This window comes from Pseudomonas sp. So3.2b (genome assembly GCF_019464415.1).
GTDB lineage: Bacteria > Pseudomonadota > Gammaproteobacteria > Pseudomonadales > Pseudomonadaceae > Aquipseudomonas > Aquipseudomonas shahriarae.
Genome location: NZ_CP080494.1, coordinates 3,895,895 through 3,916,307, shown reverse-complemented (window position 1 = coordinate 3,916,307; position 20,413 = coordinate 3,895,895). Strand labels below are relative to the sequence as shown.

At 62.8% G+C, this 20,413-nt stretch carries 17 protein-coding genes; 7 read left to right on the top strand and 10 right to left on the bottom strand.

Going from position 1 to position 20,413, the window contains the following annotated elements:
• Window positions 1–28 precede the first annotated feature (28 nt).
• Window positions 29–826: a DUF2242 domain-containing protein gene (locus K1X80_RS17465; protein WP_057960059.1), complete on the top strand. Its 798-nt coding sequence runs from the start codon at window positions 29–31 to the stop codon at window positions 824–826.
• Here the strand turns inward: K1X80_RS17465 and aceE are convergent, their stop codons facing one another.
• Window positions 827–3,487, bottom strand: a complete 2,661-nt coding sequence (gene aceE, locus K1X80_RS17460; RefSeq protein ID WP_198792514.1) for a pyruvate dehydrogenase (acetyl-transferring), homodimeric type — start codon at window positions 3,485–3,487, stop codon at window positions 827–829.
• Window positions 3,488–3,642: 155 nt separating this feature from the next.
• On the opposite strand from aceE, the gene K1X80_RS17455 reads away from it, so the two are divergent.
• On the top strand, window positions 3,643–4,122 hold the full coding sequence (locus tag K1X80_RS17455; protein WP_057441509.1) for a MarR family winged helix-turn-helix transcriptional regulator: 480 nt from the start codon (window positions 3,643–3,645) through the stop codon (window positions 4,120–4,122).
• An 18-nt stretch (window positions 4,123–4,140) separates the two neighbouring features.
• Here K1X80_RS17455 and K1X80_RS17450 read toward each other — a convergent pair whose 3' ends face one another.
• The 3 genes from K1X80_RS17450 to K1X80_RS17440 all read right to left on the bottom strand — a co-directional run bounded on the left by K1X80_RS17450 (window position 4,141) and on the right by K1X80_RS17440 (window position 7,667).
• A complete protein-coding gene (locus K1X80_RS17450; RefSeq protein ID WP_057960057.1) occupies window positions 4,141–5,163 on the bottom strand; it encodes a transketolase-like TK C-terminal-containing protein in 1,023 nt (340 codons plus the stop codon).
• 328 nt (window positions 5,164–5,491) lie between these two features.
• A complete protein-coding gene (locus tag K1X80_RS17445) occupies window positions 5,492–6,532 on the bottom strand; it encodes an AraC family transcriptional regulator (protein WP_220172375.1) in 1,041 nt (346 codons plus the stop codon).
• Window positions 6,533–6,536: 4 nt separating this feature from the next.
• Complete coding sequence (locus tag K1X80_RS17440) at window positions 6,537–7,667, bottom strand: carbon-nitrogen hydrolase family protein (protein ID WP_057960056.1); 1,131 nt, start codon at window positions 7,665–7,667, stop codon at window positions 6,537–6,539.
• Window positions 7,668–7,878: 211 nt separating this feature from the next.
• On the opposite strand from K1X80_RS17440, the gene K1X80_RS17435 reads away from it, so the two are divergent.
• Both K1X80_RS17435 and K1X80_RS17430 read left to right on the top strand, forming a co-directional pair.
• Window positions 7,879–9,918, top strand: a complete 2,040-nt coding sequence (locus K1X80_RS17435; protein WP_057960055.1) for an NADPH-dependent 2,4-dienoyl-CoA reductase — start codon at window positions 7,879–7,881, stop codon at window positions 9,916–9,918.
• Between the two features lie 57 nt (window positions 9,919–9,975).
• Window positions 9,976–10,866, top strand: coding sequence for a 1-aminocyclopropane-1-carboxylate deaminase/D-cysteine desulfhydrase (locus tag K1X80_RS17430; RefSeq protein WP_220172374.1), 891 nt, complete (start codon window positions 9,976–9,978; stop codon window positions 10,864–10,866).
• Here K1X80_RS17430 and K1X80_RS17425 read toward each other — a convergent pair.
• The 3 genes from K1X80_RS17425 to K1X80_RS17415 all read right to left on the bottom strand — a co-directional run bounded on the left by K1X80_RS17425 (window position 10,863) and on the right by K1X80_RS17415 (window position 13,537).
• A complete protein-coding gene (locus K1X80_RS17425) occupies window positions 10,863–11,408 on the bottom strand; it encodes a cytochrome b (protein ID WP_220172373.1) in 546 nt (181 codons plus the stop codon). The two genes, K1X80_RS17430 and K1X80_RS17425, sit on opposite strands and share 4 nt — an antisense overlap.
• A 114-nt stretch (window positions 11,409–11,522) precedes the next feature.
• Window positions 11,523–12,350, bottom strand: a complete 828-nt coding sequence (phnX, locus tag K1X80_RS17420; protein WP_057441522.1) for a phosphonoacetaldehyde hydrolase — start codon at window positions 12,348–12,350, stop codon at window positions 11,523–11,525.
• 77 nt (window positions 12,351–12,427) lie between these two features.
• Entirely contained in the window at window positions 12,428–13,537 is a 1,110-nt protein-coding gene (locus K1X80_RS17415) for a 2-aminoethylphosphonate--pyruvate transaminase (RefSeq protein WP_057444272.1), read from the bottom strand.
• 112 nt (window positions 13,538–13,649) lie between these two features.
• Between K1X80_RS17415 and K1X80_RS17410 the strand changes: the two genes are divergently transcribed.
• Window positions 13,650–14,510, top strand: a complete 861-nt coding sequence (locus K1X80_RS17410) for a LysR substrate-binding domain-containing protein (RefSeq protein ID WP_057960052.1) — start codon at window positions 13,650–13,652, stop codon at window positions 14,508–14,510.
• Here the strand turns inward: K1X80_RS17410 and K1X80_RS17405 are convergent.
• The gene (locus K1X80_RS17405; RefSeq protein ID WP_057441524.1) at window positions 14,480–15,385 is read right to left on the bottom strand and encodes a LysR substrate-binding domain-containing protein; all 906 of its coding nucleotides are present in this window, start codon (window positions 15,383–15,385) and stop codon (window positions 14,480–14,482) included. The two genes, K1X80_RS17410 and K1X80_RS17405, sit on opposite strands and share 31 nt — an antisense overlap.
• A 266-nt stretch (window positions 15,386–15,651) precedes the next feature.
• Here K1X80_RS17405 and K1X80_RS17400 point away from each other — a divergent pair, with 266 nt between their 5' ends.
• Together K1X80_RS17400 and K1X80_RS17395 are read left to right on the top strand one after the other, a co-directional pair.
• Complete coding sequence (locus tag K1X80_RS17400) at window positions 15,652–16,977, top strand: MFS transporter (RefSeq protein ID WP_220172372.1); 1,326 nt, start codon at window positions 15,652–15,654, stop codon at window positions 16,975–16,977.
• A gap of 118 nt (window positions 16,978–17,095) precedes the next feature.
• On the top strand, window positions 17,096–17,803 hold the full coding sequence (locus K1X80_RS17395) for a YebC/PmpR family DNA-binding transcriptional regulator (RefSeq protein WP_057441529.1): 708 nt from the start codon (window positions 17,096–17,098) through the stop codon (window positions 17,801–17,803).
• Window positions 17,804–17,952: 149 nt separating this feature from the next.
• Here the strand turns inward: K1X80_RS17395 and K1X80_RS17390 are convergent, their stop codons facing one another.
• Together K1X80_RS17390 and zapE are read right to left on the bottom strand one after the other, a co-directional pair.
• A complete protein-coding gene (locus K1X80_RS17390) occupies window positions 17,953–19,257 on the bottom strand; it encodes a protein kinase (RefSeq protein WP_169990348.1) in 1,305 nt (434 codons plus the stop codon).
• 35 nt (window positions 19,258–19,292) lie between these two features.
• Complete coding sequence (zapE, locus tag K1X80_RS17385) at window positions 19,293–20,405, bottom strand: cell division protein ZapE (protein WP_220172371.1); 1,113 nt, start codon at window positions 20,403–20,405, stop codon at window positions 19,293–19,295.
• Window positions 20,406–20,413: the final 8 nt, after the last annotated feature.

Below are 20,413 nucleotides of genomic sequence, written 5' to 3'. Positions count from 1 at the left end.
GCCCTGACCGTTTTCCTCAGGATGATCAATGTCGACTTCATTTCACTTGCGTGGCCTTGCGCTCGCGCTGGTGCTGGCAGGCGCCACGGGCTGCTCGTCGCCCAAGACCGCTATCTACGAACATGAGAATTTCGACGATTCCGGTACGTTTTCGCGCAATTACCCGGTCAGCGATGTCGCGGCCTGCGAAGCGGCACGCCGGGCGTTGCTCAGCCAGGGCTACATCATCACCAGCAGCGACCCGAAGCTGGTGAGTGGTAACAAAAGTTTCCAGCAGACCGGCGAGACCCATCTGCAGATCAGCTTCAACGTGGTGTGTGCCGAAGATGGCAGCGGCGAGCATCATGCGACGATGTTTGCCAACGCCCTGCAGGATCGCTACGCGCTGAAGAAGGTCAACAACTCCGCCAGCCTGGGGGTGGGCGTGCTGGGTTCGGTGTCGATGCCGATTGGCTCCACCGACGACTCGATGGTCAAGGTGGCTAGCGAGACCGTCACCTCACCCAAATTCTATGACCGCTACTTTGCCTTGGTGGACGTGTTCCTGCCTCAGGAAGTGAAGGCCGCCGAACACATTCCCGAAGCGCCCAAGGCCGATCTCGGCGTGCCGGAGCCCAAGCCCGCGCCGGTGGTGGACAAGGTGCAAGCGCCTCAGGAAGCGCCGACCATGCCTGTCGCACCGCCCGTCTCGGAGCCGCTTGCACCACCGGTGGAAGCCACGCCGATTGCGCCAGAGGCAGTACCGGCAGAAGTGCCAGCGCCGACTGCGCCTGTGCTGCCGCCACCGACAGAGACCATCCCGCCGCTGCCGGCCAACGGGCAGTAACTAGACGCCGGTCGGGTCGGCTTTATCGACGTCGATCCCGTAGCGGCTGATCGCCTCGCCGACTTTGGTACGGCTGATCAGGCCGTCATCAGCCAGGGCCTTCAATGTCGCCAAGACGATGAAATGGCGGTCCACCTCGAAGAACTCGCGCAGCGCTTCACGGGTATCGGACTGGCCAAAACCGTCAGTGCCCAGCGCGACAAAGCGCCTGCCTGTGACGAATGGGCGAATCTGATCGGCGAAGATCTTCATGTAGTCGGTGGCTATCACCACCGGCCCCGGGTGGTCCGCCAGGCATTGCTCCACGTAGCTGGTGCGTGGCTCGTCCTCGGGGTGCAAGAGGTTCCAGCGCTCCACCCCAAGGCCCTCGCGGCGCAGTTCGGTGAGGCTGGTAACACTCCAGACGTCACTGTCCACGGCAAAGTCCTCGCGCAGCAAATCTGCGGCGGCGATCACTTCGCGCAGGATCGAGCCACTGCCCATCAGTTGCACCTGGGCTTGCTGGCCCGCCTTCAGTCGATACATGCCCTTGAGAATGCCATCCTCGACACCTTCGGGCATGGCCGGGTGCGGGTAGTTTTCATTGAGCAGGGTGATGTAGTAGTAAATGTCCTCCTGTTCGACGTACATGCGCCGCATGCCCTCGCGGATGATTACCGCAAGCTCGTAGGCAAAGGTTGGGTCGTAGGACACGCAGCAAGGAACCACCGAGGCCAGCACATGGCTATGCCCATCATCGTGCTGTAAGCCTTCGCCCATCAGTGTGGTGCGCCCGGCGGTGGCCCCCAGCAGGAAGCCACGGGCCCGCGCATCGCCTGCGGCCCAGGCCAGGTCGCCGACACGCTGGAAACCGAACATCGAGTAGAAAATGTAGAAGGGCAGCGTCATCAGGCCGTGGTTGGCGTAGGACGTGCTGGCAGCGATCCACGAAGAAAACGCGCCGGACTCATTCAGGCCCTCCTGTAGGATCTGCCCGTCTTTGCTCTCTTTGTAGTAGCTCAGTTGCCCGGCGTCCTGCGGGGTATAGAGCTGGCCCACGGCAGAATGAATACCGATCTGGCGGAACAGGCTTTCCATGCCAAAGGTGCGCGATTCGTCCGGCACAATCGGCACGATCAACTTGCCGATGTGCGGGTCTTTCAGCAGGGTGCCGAGGATGCGCACGAAGGCCATGGTAGTGGAAATGGCACGCTCGCCAGTGTCTTTGAGTTGGGTGGCAAACGCTTCGAGCGGCGGCACTTGCAGGGCCGGTACCGAACTGTGCCGGGCAGGAATATAACCGCCCAGGGCCTGGCGCCGCGCGGCAAAGTAGCGGCCTTCTTCGCTGTCGGCAGCGGGCTTGAGATAGGGGATTTCAGCCAGTTGGTCGTCAGCCACCTCCAGGCCGAACCGGTCGCGGAACGCCTTGACGGCCTCGGCGCCCATTTTCTTGAGCTGGTGATTGATGTTCTGGCCTTCGCCTGCCTCGCCCATGCCAAAACCCTTGACGGTTTTCGCCAGGATCACCGTAGGTTGCCCGGTATGGCGGACTGCGGCGGCATAAGCGTTGTAGACCTTGTCGGGGTCATGGCCGCCCCGTGAGAGCTTCCAGATATCGTCGTCGGAAAGATCCTCCACCAGTGCCAGCAACTCCGGGTATTTGCCGAAGAAGTGTTCGCGCACGTAGGCGCCGTTTTGCGACTTGTAGTTCTGATAGTCGCCATCCACACATTCCATCATGCGTTGGCGCAGCAGGCCGCTGCGGTCCTTGGCCAGCAGGGCATCCCAGCCACTACCCCAGATGACTTTGATCACGTTCCAGCCGGCAGCGCGATACAGGCTTTCGAATTCCTGGATGACTTTGGCGTTGCCCCGTACCGGGCCGTCGAGGCGTTGCAGGTTGCAGTTGACCACGAAGATCAGGTTATCGAGTTTCTCGCGCCCCGCCAGGGAGATCGCCGCCAGGGATTCCGGCTGGTCCATCTCGCCATCCCCCAGGAACGCCCAAACTTTGCGCCCCGCCTCAGGCTTGAGGGCGCGCAGGTCCAGATAGCGCATGAATCGCGCCTGGTAGGCCGCAGTGATCGGCCCCAGGCCCATGGACACGGTAGGAAACTGCCAGAAGTCCGGCATGAGGCGGGGGTGGGGATAGGACGACAGACCCTGGCCGCCGGCCTCGCGGCGGAAGTTATCGAGTTGTGCTTCGTCGATGCGCCCTTCGAGGTAGGCGCGCCCGTAGATGCCTGGCGAGGAGTGCCCCTGGATATACACCAGGTCGCCGGCAAAGGTCTCGGTTCGACCACGGAAGAAATGGTCAAAGCCTACGTCGTAGAGTACCGCGGCCGACGCATAGGTGGCGATATGCCCGCCCACGCCCGAGTGTTTACCGGCGCGCAAGACCATGGCCATGGCGTTCCAGCGGATAAACGCATTGAGCCGGCGTTCGATTGCCAGGTTGCCGGGGTAGGGCAGTTGCCGGTCCACCGCGATGGTGTTGACGTAGGGGGTGGTGACCCGCCCATGGAAGTCGCCATGTCGCGCTACGTCGAAATCCAGCAACTGATCGATCAGGTAATGGGCGCGGGGGCGACCTTCGGTGGACAGCACCGATTCGATGGACTCCAGCCATTCGCGGGTTTCCTGTGGATCGTCGTCGAGTCTTACTGCGTTGTTCGCGTTCATGTGAGGCTCCAGGTGTGCGGATACCAGCGTGCGGTTTCCTTGTGGGAAGGTGATTCGGCACGCTGCAAAAGTAATTGCAATTGCAACTACATGCCTGAATTTAGCGCGGGATGCGCTACCATTGCAACCTTCTCGAATTCCCCGGATGGTGTTGCATGTCGTCGAAAGAGCCTGATGTCTGGTTCCGTTTTGTCAGGGCCCACAGGACAGTCATCCGTGAAATCGAACGGCGCCTGGCCTTGGCCGACCTGCCGCCATACGCCTGGTACGATGCCCTGTGGGGCCTGGAAAGCGGTCCTGATGGCACTCGGCGCATGCATGAATTGGCCGATGTGCTGGCGATCGAGCGCTACAACCTGACGCGATTGGTGGACCGCCTGGAAAAGGACGGCCTGGTGGTGCGCTCGCGCTGCGAAGGTGACGGGCGCGCCGCGTTTGCCTCGATCACCGATGAGGGCCGGGTGTTGCGTAAAAAGATGTGGGGCATCTACGAAAGTACTGTGGATGAACTGTTCCTCTCGCAACTCGACGCCGAGCAACGCCAGGGCTTTGCCGATGCGCTGGAGCGCACGGCCGGGCTGGCGATGCAGGCCAGTGTGCAGACCCGCGGACGGCGCAGGCCTGAAACACCATAGGCAAGGGCATGCTCTTGCTCATTTGAGGGCGTACTGTTGCAGCGCGCGCTCCACTTGTCGCACCTCGATCCGTCCCTCGTCTGCCAGCGCCTTCAGGGCCAGCACGGCAATCCAGTAGCGGTCAGGTGCCGTCGGTTGGACTGAGCCGGCCCCCAGCGCGACAAACCGTGCATCCACATGGGCCGCCAACGGGTCGACGATGGATTGCGGATAGCCGGTGACAGCGATCACCGGGCTGTGGTGGGCCGCCAGGCAATCGCGCAAGTGGCAGCTACGCTTTTCGGCCAGAGGGTGTAGGCGGTTCCAGCGCTCGGCGGCGCGTGCTTCCCGCGCCAGCCGGGTGTAGCTGGGGCAGCTCCATAACTGCGCCGATACGTTCCAGTCGGTCTCCAGCAGCCTCGCTGCATGCAGGACTTCTTCAAGTGCGCGGCCAGCCCCCAGCAAGCGCACGTGCAATTCGCCGGGTGGCTCGCGCCCGATCCGATACATCCCCTTGATTGCATCCTGTCGGTGCTGTGGCGCCAGTCCAGGTCCGTCGTCCTGGTCATGCAGGGCCAGGTAGTAAAATCCGGGCCTGCCGTCGACATACAGCGCGTGCAAACCCGCCAGCACAATCGCTCGGGTTTCGTCGCCGGAGGCTGGATCGTATGGGGTGCACTGCGGGTTGCTGGCCAGCCATAGCGCAAGTGAAGGGTGCGCGCCGTGGCGCCCGGAGGCGGGGCGGGTGTGGATGTCGTTGCACAGAATCCCGCGTTGATCGGTGCCCTGGCAGAGGGCACGCAACTGCGCCGATGAAGTGGCGTTATGCAGGTACAGCAGTGGTTTTTCCCCGGTATTACGCGCAAACCAGGTGGGCCAGGCGGTAATGCGCCTGGAGTGGGATTGGCCGCGAATGACCCAGGCTTGCCGGCGTGTCGCCGGGTGAAACTCCAGGGTGTTGGCCATGGCCATCACTGTATACAGGGGCGAGCTGCGGGGTGGTTGTTGATCGTTGAGGGTGTCGATGCAGATTCGTGCGGATTGCGCAGTGCTGGCAGTCATGAGTCACGTCCCATGGCAATGGAGCGCATCACCCTACTGGAAGTTGACATATAATTGCAATTGCAATGATTGCAGTTGCATTTAAATCGCTCGGTTAAATCCGCGCCTGGCTGCTGCGTTTAATCTTCAAGCGCAGGAACGTCATGCCCCTGTCTTTTTTTCGTCATGACGGCACTTTACGCTGGTGATGCAGGTCACTTGAGTCACCTGCTTTGATTAAACAAGGAGTCGACGATGGACGATTATCAAGAAGAGCTGCTGGAATACCAGGCCTTTGAACTGGACCCTTCGCACCCGGCCGACGACGCCACCGAGCTGTAGGCAGGCGTCAGGCGGAATGCCGCTGACTGCGGCGAAATTCCCCTGGGGTCTGTCTGTTCCAGCGCTTGAAGGCCCGTTGAAAGGCTTCCGCTGAGGCGAAACCGAGCAAGTAGGCAATTTCCCCAAACGCCAGTTCGGTATCGCGAATGTAGGTCATGGCCAGGTCGCGACGGGTGTCGTTGAGAATGGCGCGAAACTGCGTGCCTTCCTCGGCCAGTTTGCGGCGCAAGGTCCAGGTCGGCAGTTTCAGGCGTGCCGCCACTTCTTCCAGGTCGGGTTCCCGGCCGCCATTGAGCATCGGCCCCAGTAAACGTGTGATGCGCTCGCGCAGGCTGCGGGTGCGGGTCAGTTGTTCCAATTCCCGTTCACACAGTTGCAGCAGCAAGTGCCAGGTACTGGGGCAGTGCTGCGGGTTGCGCAGGCCAAGGCTGTGCTGGCTCAGGCGCAGTTGATTGAGTTCGGCGCCGAACTGGATCGGGCAATCTCCCAGCACGGTGTAGCTCGCGCTGTAGTCCGGCGCGGCGAATTCGATTTCGATCCGCTCGGCCAATACAGGCTGCTGGCACAAGGTCGCCATCTGCTGCAGCCAACCGGCCAGAATCGAGTCCACCACGAAGCGGTTATAGGCGTTGTAGGGGCTGATGGAATAGAAACGCAGCCAGGCACCCTGGGCGTCTTCATGAAAGCTCGACTGGCCACGGTAGTTGGCGCCGTACAGGGCCTCGAAGCGCGTCAGGGTGCGCGCGGCTTCGCGCACGTTGGGCGCCTGGGCGGCGGTGACGCCGGCCAGGCCAAGTTGATTCATGCGGCTCAACTGGCCCATGCGCAGGCCCAGGCTGGGGTCGCCGGTCAGTTGGATGGCTGCATGGCCCAGGCGCATATAGCGTGGGATCGACAGGCGCGCACCGGGCTCACTCAAGCGCGCCGGGTCGAGGCCGTACTGCAACAGCAGCGGCTGCGGGTCCAGGCCATGGCTGAGGATGGCGTCGGCCAGGGTATGCACGATGCCCACCGATAAGTCCCCGAGGCGCATCGGTGCCGGTTTCATGGGCTTACAGCCACACGTTCAGCAGGCGCGCACCACGCGCGTTGCTGTCGGCGAAGACTTGGCCCTGGGCACTGAGAAAGCTCTGGCCGCTGGTTCCCTGGTCCCAGAATTGCCCGCGCATGAATACGCTCATGCCCGCACCCGCGAGGCTGATGGGAGGCTGGCTGATCAGGCTCAGACGATGCCAGGCTTCGCCTTCACTGAGCTCTTCGGGCTTGAGGCTGACTTCCGGGGGCGTGGACACGCTCTTGAAGCCGCGCCATGGCTTGTCCCAGGTGTCGCGGCCAATCACCAGTGCCGGCACGGCCACCAATTGCGCACCTTGTTCGTTGAGCTTGCGGTAGTTGTCGGGGTACCAGCTGTCGCTGCCGATCAGGATGCCCAGGCGCCCGGCCGGAGTGTCGATCACGCTGATCGCGTTTTCGTCGCCCGGGGCGATAAAGCCGCGCTCATTGAAGATCGGGTAGAGCTGGCGCTGGGGTTGGCCCAACGGCAAGCCATCGCGGTCGAACACCAGGCTGGTGTTGTACAGCGCGCCATGACCGACCTGCAATTGGCCCTGGCTGACGCTCGGGTTGGGCAGGGCGATGGAGCCGGCCACCAGGGTCACTCCGAACTCTTTGGCCAGGCCGCCAAACAGCACCTGGTAATCACGGGCCATGGCCGGCGCCTTCATGCGCAGGTAGGCATCGTCCAGGCGGTTATCGCCCTGGGCACTGATCAGTGCGCGCAGGAACAGCAACGGATTGCTTGCCGACAGCCAGTTCATCGCCTCTTTCAGGCTGGTGGCCTGATACAGCTGGTTTTTTTCGCCACTGACCATCAACCAGGTGCCGACGTGCTCCGGCAGGACCACGATGGTTTTGTCGTTGATCAGGCCCATGTCCCGGGCATTGCGCAGGTAGGCCGAGAGCTTCAGGTGCAGGCGTTCCAGGCTCTGGTAGTCGGCGGGGAACAGCTCCGGCTGGATGCCCAGCAGGTTGCCGTGATCGGCGGGAGTGCCCTCGTTCACCGCCAGGTTGATCCGCAGGTCCGACAGGTAATGCCCCACGGGGCGCTCCTGGGTCCAGACCAGATAGGCGGAAACGGCGGCGACCAGGGCCATGGTCAGGGTCAAAGCAAGTAATTTACGCATGGGGGAACAGACAACAGGCCGTGTGCAGGGTTCGCCCCTAGGGTAGGGCCCGTCGTCCCGCTTGCCAAGGGGCGCTGCACATTTGGATCAATAAGTTGTCAGTTTCAGTCATTGAGCGCTAAGGGCGGGGCTCTTAGTCTGTGGGACATAAACCGATGGCCGGCCATTCGAGCCTGCCACGTCCCGTGATGATCCGTTGTGGAGCTGTACCATGACCGCTGCTGCCTACCCGCACCTGCTGGCCCCGTTGGACCTGGGTTTTACCACCTTGCGCAACCGTACCCTGATGGGGTCGATGCACACCGGCCTTGAAGAAAAGCCCGGCGGCTTCGAGCGCATGGCCGCGTATTTCGCCGAGCGTGCCCGTGGCGGCGTCGGCCTGATGGTCACCGGCGGTATTGGCCCGAACGATGAAGGCGGGGTGTATTCCGGGGCAGCCAAGCTGACCACTGAAGCCGAAGCGCTCAAGCACAAGATCGTCACCCAGGCCGTGCACGAGGCGGGCGGCAAGATCTGCATGCAGATCCTTCACGCCGGGCGTTATGCCTACAGCCCCAAGCAGGTTGCGCCGAGTGCGATCCAGGCGCCGATCAACCCGTTCAAGCCCAAGGAGCTGGACGAGGAAGGCATCGAGAAGCAGATCAGCGACTTTGTCACCTGCTCTCTGCTGGCCCAGGTCGCTGAGTACGACGGCGTCGAAATCATGGGTTCCGAAGGTTATTTCATTAACCAATTCCTCGCCGCCCACACCAACCATCGCACCGATCGCTGGGGTGGCGCCTACGAAAACCGTATGCGTTTGCCGGTGGAAATCGTGCGCCGGGTGCGCGAAGCCGTCGGGCCGAATTTCATCATCATCTTCCGCCTGTCGATGCTCGACCTGGTGGAAGGCGGCAGCACCTGGGAAGAAATCGTGCAGTTGGCCAAAGCCATCGAGCAGGCGGGCGCGACGATTATCAATACCGGTATCGGCTGGCATGAAGCACGCATCCCGACCATCGCCACCAAGGTGCCGCGCGGCGCGTTCAGTAAAGTCACGGCCAAGCTGCGTGGCGCGGTGCAGATCCCGTTGATCACCACCAACCGTATCAACACCCCGGAAGTGGCCGAGCAGATCCTCGCCGAGGGCGATGCCGACATGGTGTCCATGGCGCGGCCGTTCCTCGCCGACCCGGAGTTCGTCAACAAGGCCGCCGCTGGCCGGGCCGACGAGATCAATACCTGCATCGGCTGCAACCAGGCCTGCCTGGACCACACCTTCGGTGGCAAATTGACCACCTGCCTGGTCAACCCGCGCGCCTGCTACGAGACCGAGCTCAATTACCTGCCGGTCAAGCAGATCAAGAAAATCGCCGTGGTCGGTGCCGGCCCAGCCGGCCTGGCTGCTGCCACCGTGGCGGCGGAGCGCGGCCATCAGGTGACCCTGTTCGACTCGGCCAGCGAGATCGGTGGCCAGTTCAACGTGGCCAAGCGCGTGCCGGGCAAGGAAGAATTTTTTGAAACCCTGCGTTACTTCAAGCGCAAGCTGCAGACCACCCATGTCGAACTGTGCCTCAACACCCGGGTCGATGTAGCGCAACTGGTGGCCGGCGGTTATGACGAGATCATTCTCGCCACCGGTATCGCGCCGCGTACCCCGGCGATTCCTGGCGTGGAAAACCCCAAGGTGCTCAGCTACCTGGACGTGCTTCTGCAGCGCAAACCGGTGGGCAAGCGCGTTGCGGTGATCGGCGCCGGTGGTATCGGCTTTGACGTGTCGGAGTTCCTTGTGCACCAGGGCGTGTCCACCAGCCTGGACCGTGAAGCGTTCTGGAAGGAATGGGGCATCGACACCCTCCTGCAGGCGCGCGGTGGCGTGGCCGGGATCAAGGCCCAGCCCCATGCCCCGGCGCGTGAGGTGTACTTGCTGCAGCGCAAGGCTTCCAAGGTTGGCGACGGCCTGGGCAAGACCACCGGCTGGATCCACCGTACCGGCCTGAAGAACAAAAAAGTGCAGATGCTCAATAGCGTCGAGTACCTGAAGATCGACGACGCCGGCCTGCATATCCGGATCGGCGCCGAGGGCGAGCCCCAGGTGCTGGCGGTGGACAATATCGTCATCTGCGCCGGCCAAGACCCGTTGCGCGAGTTGCAGGACGGCCTGGTCGCCGCTGGCCAGAACGTGCACCTGATCGGGGGGGCCGACGTGGCTGCCGAGTTGGACGCCAAGCGCGCCATCAACCAGGGCTCGCGCCTCGCCGCCGAGCTGTAAGGCGACACGAGGGGCGGTGTTAGACTACCGCCCCTTTTTTCATGCAGACATGCACTGATGGGTCCTTTCGACTGGCTTCCCCATGCGCCCCTTGAACCTTTGCAACTGGAGTGGCTGAACGGGGTCGAGGTGGCCGTGTTGCGCCTGGACCGCATCGACCCGCTGATCAGCGGCAACAAGTGGTTCAAACTCACCGGGCACCTGGCCGAGGCGCAACAGGCGGGGGCCAGCGGTATCATCAGTCTGGGTGGCGCCTACTCCAATCATCTGCATGCCCTGGCGGCGGCCGGCAAACGCTTCGGTTTTGCCACCGTCGGCCTGCTGCGTGGGCACCCACAAGACACCCCAACCGTCCTCGACCTGCAAGCTTTCGGCATGCAACTGCACTGGCTGGGCTATGGCGGTTACCGCGCGCGCCATGGGCCGGACTTCTGGTTGCCTTGGCGCGAGCGATACCCGGATTTGCATCCCGTGCCCGAGGGCGGCGGCGCAATGACAGGGGCGTTGGGCTGTGGCGTGTTGGTCGAGCAGGTGCGCAGGCAGTTGCACACCCTGGGCTGGGCCGATTACCACGCCTGGTGGCTGGCAGCCGGTACCGGTACCACCCTGGCGGGCCTGGTGCTGGCGGAGGCGGGTGCCCATCTTGTGTACGGGGCCCTGGCGGTGCCGGATGACCACGGCGTTGCGCAGAACGTGCAGGCTATCGTGCAGGGCGGGTATGAGTTGCTGGATGCCAGCCGTGGCGGCTTTGCAAAGGTCGATCCGTTATTGCTTGAGTTTATCCAGGCCACCGAGCGGGCCAGCGGCCTGCCGTTGGAACCGCTATACACCGGCAAGGCGCTGCTGGCGCTCAAACATCAGATCGAGGCCGGGCGCTTTGCCCCCGGCACTCGCCTGATTTTTGTGCACACCGGTGGCCTGCAAGGCCACCGGGGTTTTGTGGATTAACGCTTGGGCAACATGCGCAACACGGTGTTATCCCGCATGAAGTAGTGGTGGTACAGACCCGCCGCGGCATGCAAGCCGATCAGCCAATAGCCGAGGGTGCCGCCCAGCACATGCCAGCCTTCGATCTGCTTGGCCAGGTCCTTGTTCTCACCAATCAGCGGTGGCAACTCGATCCCGTAGAACCACACCGAATGCCCTTCGGCACTGACGATCAGCCAGCCAAAGATCGGCATGCCGATCATGAACACATACAGCGCCACATGCATCAGCGTCGCCAGCAGGGCTTGCCATTGCGGCGGCGCGGGTAAAATCTTCGGCGCCACGCCAAGGCTGCGGGCAAACAGGCGCAGCCAGACCAGTACAAACACGGTCAGGCCGAACATGAAGTGCATTTCCTTGATCAGGGTGCGGCCGTCACTACCCTTGGGGAAAATCCCGCGAAACTCAATGGTGGTGTAGACCAGCACCAGCAGCACTAGCATCAGCCAGTGCAAGGCGATGGACATCGTACTGTAACGGGACTCGCTGTTTTTCCACGGCATCGCGTCTTTCCTCACTCATCAGGGGCAAACCTCCGTTCTTTGGCGACGAAGTCCCTTTAGCCTAAACCTGTTATGCAAGGTTTGCCCGAGTGAGGGGCGATGTATTGACGTCGATCAGGCGCTTTGCGGCATTTCACCTCGGGCCAGGCGCTGATTGATGTCGGCGATCACGCCGGGCAGGTCGGTGATGGTGTCGATCAGGTAGTGCGGGCGCGAGCCGGCAAACAGCGTTTCGATGCGCTGGCGTTCACTGGCCAGGGTCGCCGGGTCCAGGGCGCGGAACTGCTCGTAGGTCAGGCCCAGGGCGTTGCCTGAGCAGGTCAGCGCCACGGTCCACATCCCGGCGCGGCGGCCTTCGAGGATGCCCGGCACGGTGTCGTCGATCTTCACGCAGGCCGCCACGTCATCGATGCCCAGGGCGATCACGTTGGCCAGGGCCTGGGCCGGCCATGGGCGGCCATTGGGTACTTCGTCGGTGGCCACGACGTGGTCGGCGATGTAGCCGTTGGTGGCGGCCAACTCGACCACTTTGTCCATCACTTGCTTGGGGTAGCCGGAGCAGGAGCCGATCTTGATCCCTTGCGCACGCAGCGCGGCAATGGTCTCCAGGGCGCCGGGAATCAGCGCCGAGTGTTCGGCGATCTTCTCGATCTGCAACGGCATGAAGCGCTCGTAGATGGCGGTCACGTCATCGTCGGTCGGCGTGCGGCCGAAGGCCTTGCGGTAGCGCTCGGCGACTTGCGGCTGATCGCACAGGGTGCGGATGTGGTCCCACTTGCCCATGCCCATCGGGCCACGGGCTTCTTCGATGGAGACCTGCACGTCGAACTCGGCAAACGCTTCGACAAAAATCTGCGTAGGCGCGAAGGAGCCGAAGTCGACCACGGTGCCGGCCCAGTCAAGAATGGCGGCCTGCAGGGTGTTGGGGTTCTGATAGTTCATGGTTTAAATCCTGTCAGTAAGGGGTAGGAGTCGGCTTGCCGGCGATGGCGGCCGTGAAGGCCCCATCGTCGAGGGAATCAGATTTCGAGTACTTCCATCTCTTGCAGCGCCTGGGCAATCGCCGCCACCGCCGCTTGCATCTCGGCCTGGTTGACATGGCCGATGCAGCCGACGCGGAAGGTCTCCACCTGGGTCAATTTGCCCGGATACAGAATGAAACCCTTGGCCTTGACCCGCTCGTAGAAGTCTTTGAACTGGTAGCGCGGATCGTTCGGCGCATGGAAGGTGACGATGATCGGCGCCTGGATCGCGCTCGGCAGGAAGCTGCGCAGGCCCAGGTCGGCCATGCCATCCAGAAGCGTCTGGCAGTTGGCTGCATAGCGCTGATGGCGCGCCGGCAAGCCGCCTTCTTCGTTGTATTGCAGCAGCGCTTCATGCAGGGCGGCCACCACATGGGTCGGCGGGGTAAAGCGCCATTGCCCGGTCTTGGCCATGTAGGCGTGCTGGTCGAACAAATCCATGGCCAGGGAGTGGCTGTTGCCCTGGGCCGCGGCCAGGGCCTCTTTTTTCGCAAACACAAAACCCATGCCTGGCACGCCTTCCAGGCATTTGCCGGAGGCGGCGATCAGTGCATCGAACGGCACCTGGGCGGCGTCGATGGGCAGCGCGCCAAAGGAGCTCATGGCGTCGATGATCAGGTGCTTGCCGTGGCGCTGGATGACCTGGGCGATCTCCGGCAGTGGGTTGAGGATGCCGGTGCTGGTTTCGCAGTGGATCAGCGCGATATGGGTGATGCTGCTGTCAGCCTGCAACAGCCGGTCGACATCGGCGGCGGTGGTGGGTTGGTCTTCGGCGGTTTCGAAGGTGCTGAACGGGCGGCCCAGCACTTCGCAGATCTTCGCCAGGCGCTTGCCGTACGCGCCGTTGATCAGCACCAGTACCTTGCCATCGCGGGGTACCAGGGTGCCGATGGCCGCTTCGACGGCGAACGTGCCGCTGCCCTGCAAGGGCACGCAGTGATGGCTGTCGCCACCGTTGATGATCGCCAGCAGTTGCTCGCAGAGGCTGGCGGTCAGTTGGTTGAAGCGGTCATCCCACGAACCCCAATCAACCATCATCGCCTGGCGGGTGCGGGCGGAGGTGGTCAGGGGCCCAGGTGTGAGCAGGATCGGCGCGGCAGTACTCATTCTCATGTCCTCGCAAAGCAGTGGGATGAAGCTACGGGACATAAATTGCAGTTTGGCTTGTCATCAATCAAATTGTTTGTTGTTATGCCAGCCATCAGTGAGGCCGATAGCTATGAATCTTTTCCAACTCCGTGCATTTGACGCCGTGGCCCGGGACGGCAGTTTTACCCGTGCCGCCGCACGCCTGTTTATCAGCCAGCCAGCCGTGACCGGGCATATCAAGGCGCTGGAAGAGCACTACCAGATCACCCTGCTGCGGCGTACCGCGCGGCGCGTCGAGTTGACGGAGGAGGGCATCAAGCTGGCGGCCATTACCCGCAGTATCTTCGGCCTGGTGGATGAAGCGCAGACCCTGCTCGAAGCCAACCGCCAATTGCTCACCGGGCGCCTGGAAGTGGCGGCGGATGGCCCGCATATGGTCATGCCGATGCTGGCCAAGCTGCGTGCCCGTTACCCGGGGATTACCGTCAACCTGCGCCTGGGCAATGCCCAGGAAACCCTGGCGGCGCTGCTGTCCGAGCATGCGGATGTGGCCGTGTTGACCGAAGTCGAGCCGCGCAAGGGCGTGCACCTGCAACCCTTGAGCGAATCCCGTATCTGCGCCTTGGTACCGGCTGGCCATCCGTGGCTGGCGGACCCGGCGGGTATCCGTCTGGAGCAGTTGGACCAGGTGATCATGGTACTGCGCGAGCCCAGTTCCATTACCCGCCGCACCTTCGACGACGCCTGTGCCAAGGCCAGCGTGCAGCCCAGGGTGTTGCTGGAACTGGACAGCCGCGAAGCGGTGACGGAAGCGGTGGCGGCCGAGTTGGGGGTGGGCGTGGTGTCGTCGGTGGAAGTCAGCCGCGATCCGCGGGTGCATGCGATTCCTATCCGTGGCGACGGGCTGCTGAACCAACATATGCTCGGCTGCATGGAGCGGCGCCGGGAATTGCGCTTGATTCAGGCGTTCTTCGAGTTGGCTTCAGGCTGATCTTCGCGCAGGCTTTCGCGGACAATCTCCAGAAAGGTCGCCACTACCCGCCGCGAACTCTGTTCCTTGAGGCACACCAGTGTTTCCTTCATGCGCTGGGTGCAGTCGCGGATGGGCATGGCATACACCCGTGAATCGGCGCCGAACTCCGACGCCGACACCACGCCCACGCCAATCCCCACCACCACGGCCTCACGCGCGGCTTCGCGGCCCTCCACCTGGATCGCCGGGCGGATGCGCAGCCCGGCCTGGTGCATCTCGCGCTCCAGGGTCTGACGGGTCACCGAGCCGGTTTCCCGCAGGACCAGGGGGGTGTCGTCCAGATCCGCCAGCTCGATGGACTCGCGCCCGGCCCACGGGTGGTTGCGGGCGACGAACGCCAGCATCGGGTCATCACGCAAGGGGATCGAAAGCAGGCGCTCATCGTCGACGTCACGCCCCACCAACGCCAGGTCGGCCTGATAGTTATACAGGCGGTACAGCGCATCATCGGTGTTGCCGGTCTCGATTTTCACGGTGATTCCCGGATAACGTTCGCAAAACCGGGCGATTTGCGGCAGCACATGCACCGGGGCGTCCACCGCCAGGGTCAGGCTGCCGGTTTGCAGGGCCTTGGAGTCTTGCAGCAGCTCCTGGGCTTCGGCGGCGATGACAAACAGGCGCTGGGTGATACTCAGCAGGCGCTCGCCGAGGTCGGTCAGGCGCACCGAGCGTTTGTTGCGATGGAACAGCAGCACGCCAAAACGCTCTTCAAGCTTGCGCACTTGGTCGGAAATGGCCGGCTGGGTGAGGAACAACCGTTCGGCCGCCAACGTGAAACTGCCATGGACAGCCACGGCATGGAAGGCTTTGAGTTGGGCGTGGGAAACCGACATGGCGCGACCTCTTACAAGCTGAGCTTATATTTGAAATACGATAAATCGATTTTACCTATTAGTCAGCCATTGCTTTGATAGCCCTCAGTCGCCGTAGGTTGAGTCCTACAACTTCGGCGATCATGAGCCCTTGCGTGCAACCTTGCAGGACTCATCTGACCAGTACCCGGTGCTCTGCCACCCGGTACTGCAGTGCAAAACAATAAAAACACAGGCAATTGCTTCTCGATTCTGCCGGCACACTCACACCTGAGGTCAGAACCACCATGAATATCCCTATGGGTAGCATCAAGCGTTGGCGCGTGCAGATTTTCGCCATCACCTGGCTGGCATATGCCGCTTTCTATTTCACCCGCAAAGCATTTTCCGTGGCCAAGTTAGGGATCGTTGACGACCCGAGTTTCCCGCTGGACAAGATGATGATGGCCAACCTGGATGGCCTGTACCTGGCGGCCTATGCCGTCGGCCAGTTCACCTGGGGCATGCTCGCCGACCGTTTCGGGCCACGGGTGGTGGTGTTGGGCGGGCTGGTGATTTCAGCGGCTGCCGCGCTGGTCATGGGCACGTTTGCCACCTTGCCGATCTTTGTCACGTGCATGTTGATCCAGGGGTTGGCGCAATCCACCGGCTGGTCGGGGCTGTGCAAGAACCTTGGTAGTTTCTTCCCGGCGCAACAGCGCGGGCGGGTGCTGGGCTTATGGAGCTCGTGTTACGCGTTTGGCGGGCTGGTGGCCTCGCCCTTTGCCGGCTGGTGGGCCTACACCCTGATTGGCAGTTGGCACGCGGCATTTATCTCCAGTGCCGCGGTGGTGGCGGTGGTGGCGGTGCTGTTCTTTACTTTCCAGCGCAACACGCCACAGGACGTCGGCCTGCCAGAAGTGGAGCCCGAGCCGGCAATGAGCGCCGAAGAGCAGGCGGCGGCGAAAAAAATCAGCATCCTTGAGCCGTTGCGCGAGATCTTGCGCAACCGCACGGTGCTGACCCTGGGCCTGGCGTACTTCCTGTTGAAACCGGCGCGTTACGCGATCCTGTTGTGGGGCCCGGTGATTGTCTATGAGCAGATGCCCTCGGTGGGCAAGGTCGGCGCGGCCATTGTGCCCACGGCGTTCGAGCTGGCGGGGTTGTTGGGGCCGATCATGATTGGCCTGGCGTCCGACAAACTGTTCGGCGCCCGGCGCATGCCGGCCTGTGTTCTCAGTTTGTTGGCGCTGACCGTGTCCCTGGCGCTGTTTATGGGGGCGTTGCATACCGGCAGTGTGATGTTGGTGATGGCTTTGCTGTTTGTCATGGGCCTGACCCTGTACGGGCCGGACTCGATGATCAGCAGCACGGCGGCCATTGACTTCGGTACCGCCAAGGCCGGCGCAACGGCGGCGGGCTTCGTCAATGGTTGCGGCTCGGTGGGCGCGATCCTCGGTGGCCTGCTGCCGGGCTACTTCGACACGGTGACGGTGTTTATCGTGTTCGCCGGCGCTGCCCTGTTTTCCTCGCTGGTGCTGATGCCTTATTGGAACGCCCGGCCTGCGGTATTGGCGCAAGTGGGCGACTTTGTGCCGGATCGCACGGTGGCAATCAAACCCCTGCGCACCTGAGGTACCTGCAACGCTGGCCGGTTTTTTGGTGGAACGATGGGTTCTTGCCCTATAAACTCTGCGGCCAAAGCGCCGGCCAGTAGACGTCTCGGCGCCACGGATATCAAGAGAGTGAGTCATGGGCGCACAGTGGAAGGTTAAACATAAAGAAGCGGCATCCAATGCCAAGGGCAAGATTTTCGGCAAGCTGGTGAAGGAAATCACCATTGCCGCCCGTAACGGTGCGGACACCGCGACCAACGCCCACCTGCGTCTGGTGGTCGAGCAGGCCAAAAAGGCCTCGATGCCCAAGGAAACCCTGGAGCGCGCAATCAAGAAAGGCGCGGGCCTGCTCGGCGAGACCGTGCAGTACCATCGCGTGACTTATGAAGGGTTCGCCCCGCACCAGGTGCCGTTGATCGTTGAATGCGTGACCGACAACATCAACCGCACCGTGGCGGAAATCCGCGTAGCTTTCCGCAAGGGGCAACTCGGAGCTTCGGGCTCGGTGGCCTGGGACTTCAACCATGTAGGGCTGATCGAGGCCTCGCCGGACACCCCCGATGCCGACCCGGAAATGGCCGCCATCGAAGCCGGTGCCCAGGACTTTGAGGAAGGTGAAGAAGAGGGCACGACCCTGTTCATCACCGAGACCACCGACCTGGACGCGGTGCAGAAGGCGTTGCCGGAGCAGGGTTTTACCGTGTTGTCGGCGAAGTTGGGCTACCTCGCGAAAAACCCGGTCAGCGGCCTGAGCGACGAGCAGATGGCTGAAGTCGAAGCCTTCCTGGAAGGCCTGGACAACCATGACGACGTGCAGGACATGTTCGTCGGCCTGGCGGGCTAAACCCGGCCTGGAATTATGGGCACGGGCTTGTGTGTGAGCGGGCTTGCCCGCGATTGCGGTGTATCAGATGGCACATCAGCTGGCTGACCCACTGCTATCGCGGGCAAGCCCGCTCACACATAAGCCCGCTTCCACATTTGCAGGGCGTTTCAGAGTGAGGACAGCAGTGCCTCGATCTCTTCGAACGCCGGACGCGCCAGCACCTGCGGCTGGCAGCAGCGCTCCCGCAGCGCCTCCAGCACTTGGCGCTGGTCATCGCTCAAACCTGCGTCAATGCGCTCCAGCAACTCCTCCAGCAACACCCCGAACGCCCGCACTTCAATGCGCTGCAACGCCCTGGTTTCCAAGGTGTCGGCCGTGGCATGGAATGACGCCGCGCCAAAGTCCCCCAGCAAACAATCACCCCCGGCATTCCACAGGATATTGTGGCCATACAGGTCGCCATGGGTGATGCCATGCCGGTGCAGGTGTGCGGCCACGGAGGCGATGCCGCGCGCCATGCGCAACGCCACAGCCACGCTGAAACGGCTGGCGGGGTCGTAGATGTCCCGGGTGCAGGACGCCAGGCTGGGCAGGCCGGCGAGGTTGCGGTAGCTCGGGTCGATCAGGTCCATCACCAGCGCGGCCTGGTCATCGGGGTGGCCGATTACCCGGCCTTGCACCTTGATCAGGTTGGGGTGCAGCCCGGCGGCAATGCAGGCCTGCATTTCATGCAGCGGTGAACCGTCGCTGGTGATGGTGCCCTTATAGAGTTTGACCGCGACCGGCTCGTTCGACGGTTTGCGCAGTGCCTTGCGAATCACCCCCGAGGCGCCTTCGCCGAGCACCTCGGCCAGCTCCAGTTCGGCCCAGGGAATATTCGCTGTGTTGTCGTCAATTGCCAGTTCAACCGCGCTTTCCACCGGGTTGCCGGCATAGGCCAGCCAGGTCAGGCGCGGCAGCGTCAGCAGCCATTGCGGCAATTGCGTCAGGCGGTTGGCGGCGATGCGCAGCAGTTCGAGGTTATGGCACTGGGCCAGGCTCGCCGGCAGTTGCTCCAGGCGATTACCGGCCAGCATGAGTTTTTGCAGCAGCGGCCGTTCGCCGAGTTCATCCGGCAAGTGGCTGAGACGGTTATCGGTGAGGATCAACCAACGCAATTGCGGCGGCAGTGCAGCAGCCGACACCTGCTCGATCTGGTTGGCCTTGAAGCCGACCATGCTCAATTGCTGGCATTGCCCCAGGCACGCCGGCAGTTCGGTGAAGGCGTTGTCCGAGCAAAACAGCACGCGCAGGTGGGGCAGCCGGTGCAGGTCGTCGGGCAGACTGCGCAGGGCGTTGCCGCTCAGGTTGAGGATTTCCAGGGAGTCGGCCAGGTCGAAGATTTCCCGGGGGAACTGCGTCAGGCCGCAGGACAGGTCCAGGCGCTTGATGCCAGCCAGTTGGCCAGCCTTGAGTTGGGCAAGGGTATCCATGAACAGCTTAGGTCACTCGACAAGGTCAAAGGCGCTCATGATAGCGACTTGAGCGCCAGCGGGCTGACTTGTTGCAACTGCCCCAGGCGGCTGCGGGTGCGCGCCAGGTCAATCGCCTGGCCTTGCAGGGCGTGGTCCAGTGGCTGTTGGCCCAGCAGGGTCAGCTGCTTGTCCTGGTCGTAAAGCACGTCGATCAGGTTGATAAAGCGCTGTTGCACGGCAATCGGGCAATCGCCGAGTAGCGGCAGGTCGTCGATGATCCAGTGGTCGAAATCCTCGCACAGCAGCAGGTAATCCATCACGGCGGTGGGCTGTTCGCACAGGTCGTTGAAGGTCAAGGCCAGGCTGCGCGCCTGGTGCCAGCGCACCTGCAGTTGCCGCGAGCCGACCGCCAGCGCCAGGGGCGGGCCATCGGTGGCGGGCAGCCCCAGCTCACGGCGCTGGGCCGGGGTGCCCGGCCACACGTACTGGCCATGGGTGAAGCGCTGCAGCTGGTGGTTCTGCGCCAGGCCCCGGTAGTCCTGGGGCGCGCTGACTTCCATGACGTCCATGCGCGCGCTGATCAAGTCAATCACCGGCTTGAAGCGCTGATGGTACAGCGGGTTGGGCAGCAAGCCCTGGGGCGGGTAATTGGAGGTGACCAGCAGCAGGATGCCCCGTTGGAACAGGGCCTTGAACAGGCGAGTGATCAACATCGCGTCGCCGATGTCATGCACATGGAACTCGTCGAAACACAGCACCCGGCAGCCGTCGAGCAATTGATCCAGAGTGGCGCCCAGGGCATCGGCCTGCTGGCGGTGGGCAAACATGCCGCGGTGCAGGCGGGCGAAAAAGTCGTGGAAATGTACCCGCTGCTTGTCAGGCAAGGGCAGGGCCTGGAAAAACCCGTCCAGCAGCCAGCTTTTGCCCCGGCCGACAGCGCCGTGCAGGTACAGGCTGCGGGTCGGGCGCTGGGCCAGCAGGTGTGCGGCCTGCCGCGCCATAGCGTCGATCACCTGCACCTGGCTGGGGCTGAGGGTGTAGCCCTGTTGCCGAGCCTTGTCCGCGAAGAAGCGCTGAATGGCTGGCGCGCTGTCGTGGGCGGTTTTTTTGCCCAGCAGGCGTTTGAGCAGGGGCAGGCGCCGGGGGCGGCTCTCTCGAAAAGGCATGGCGTTGG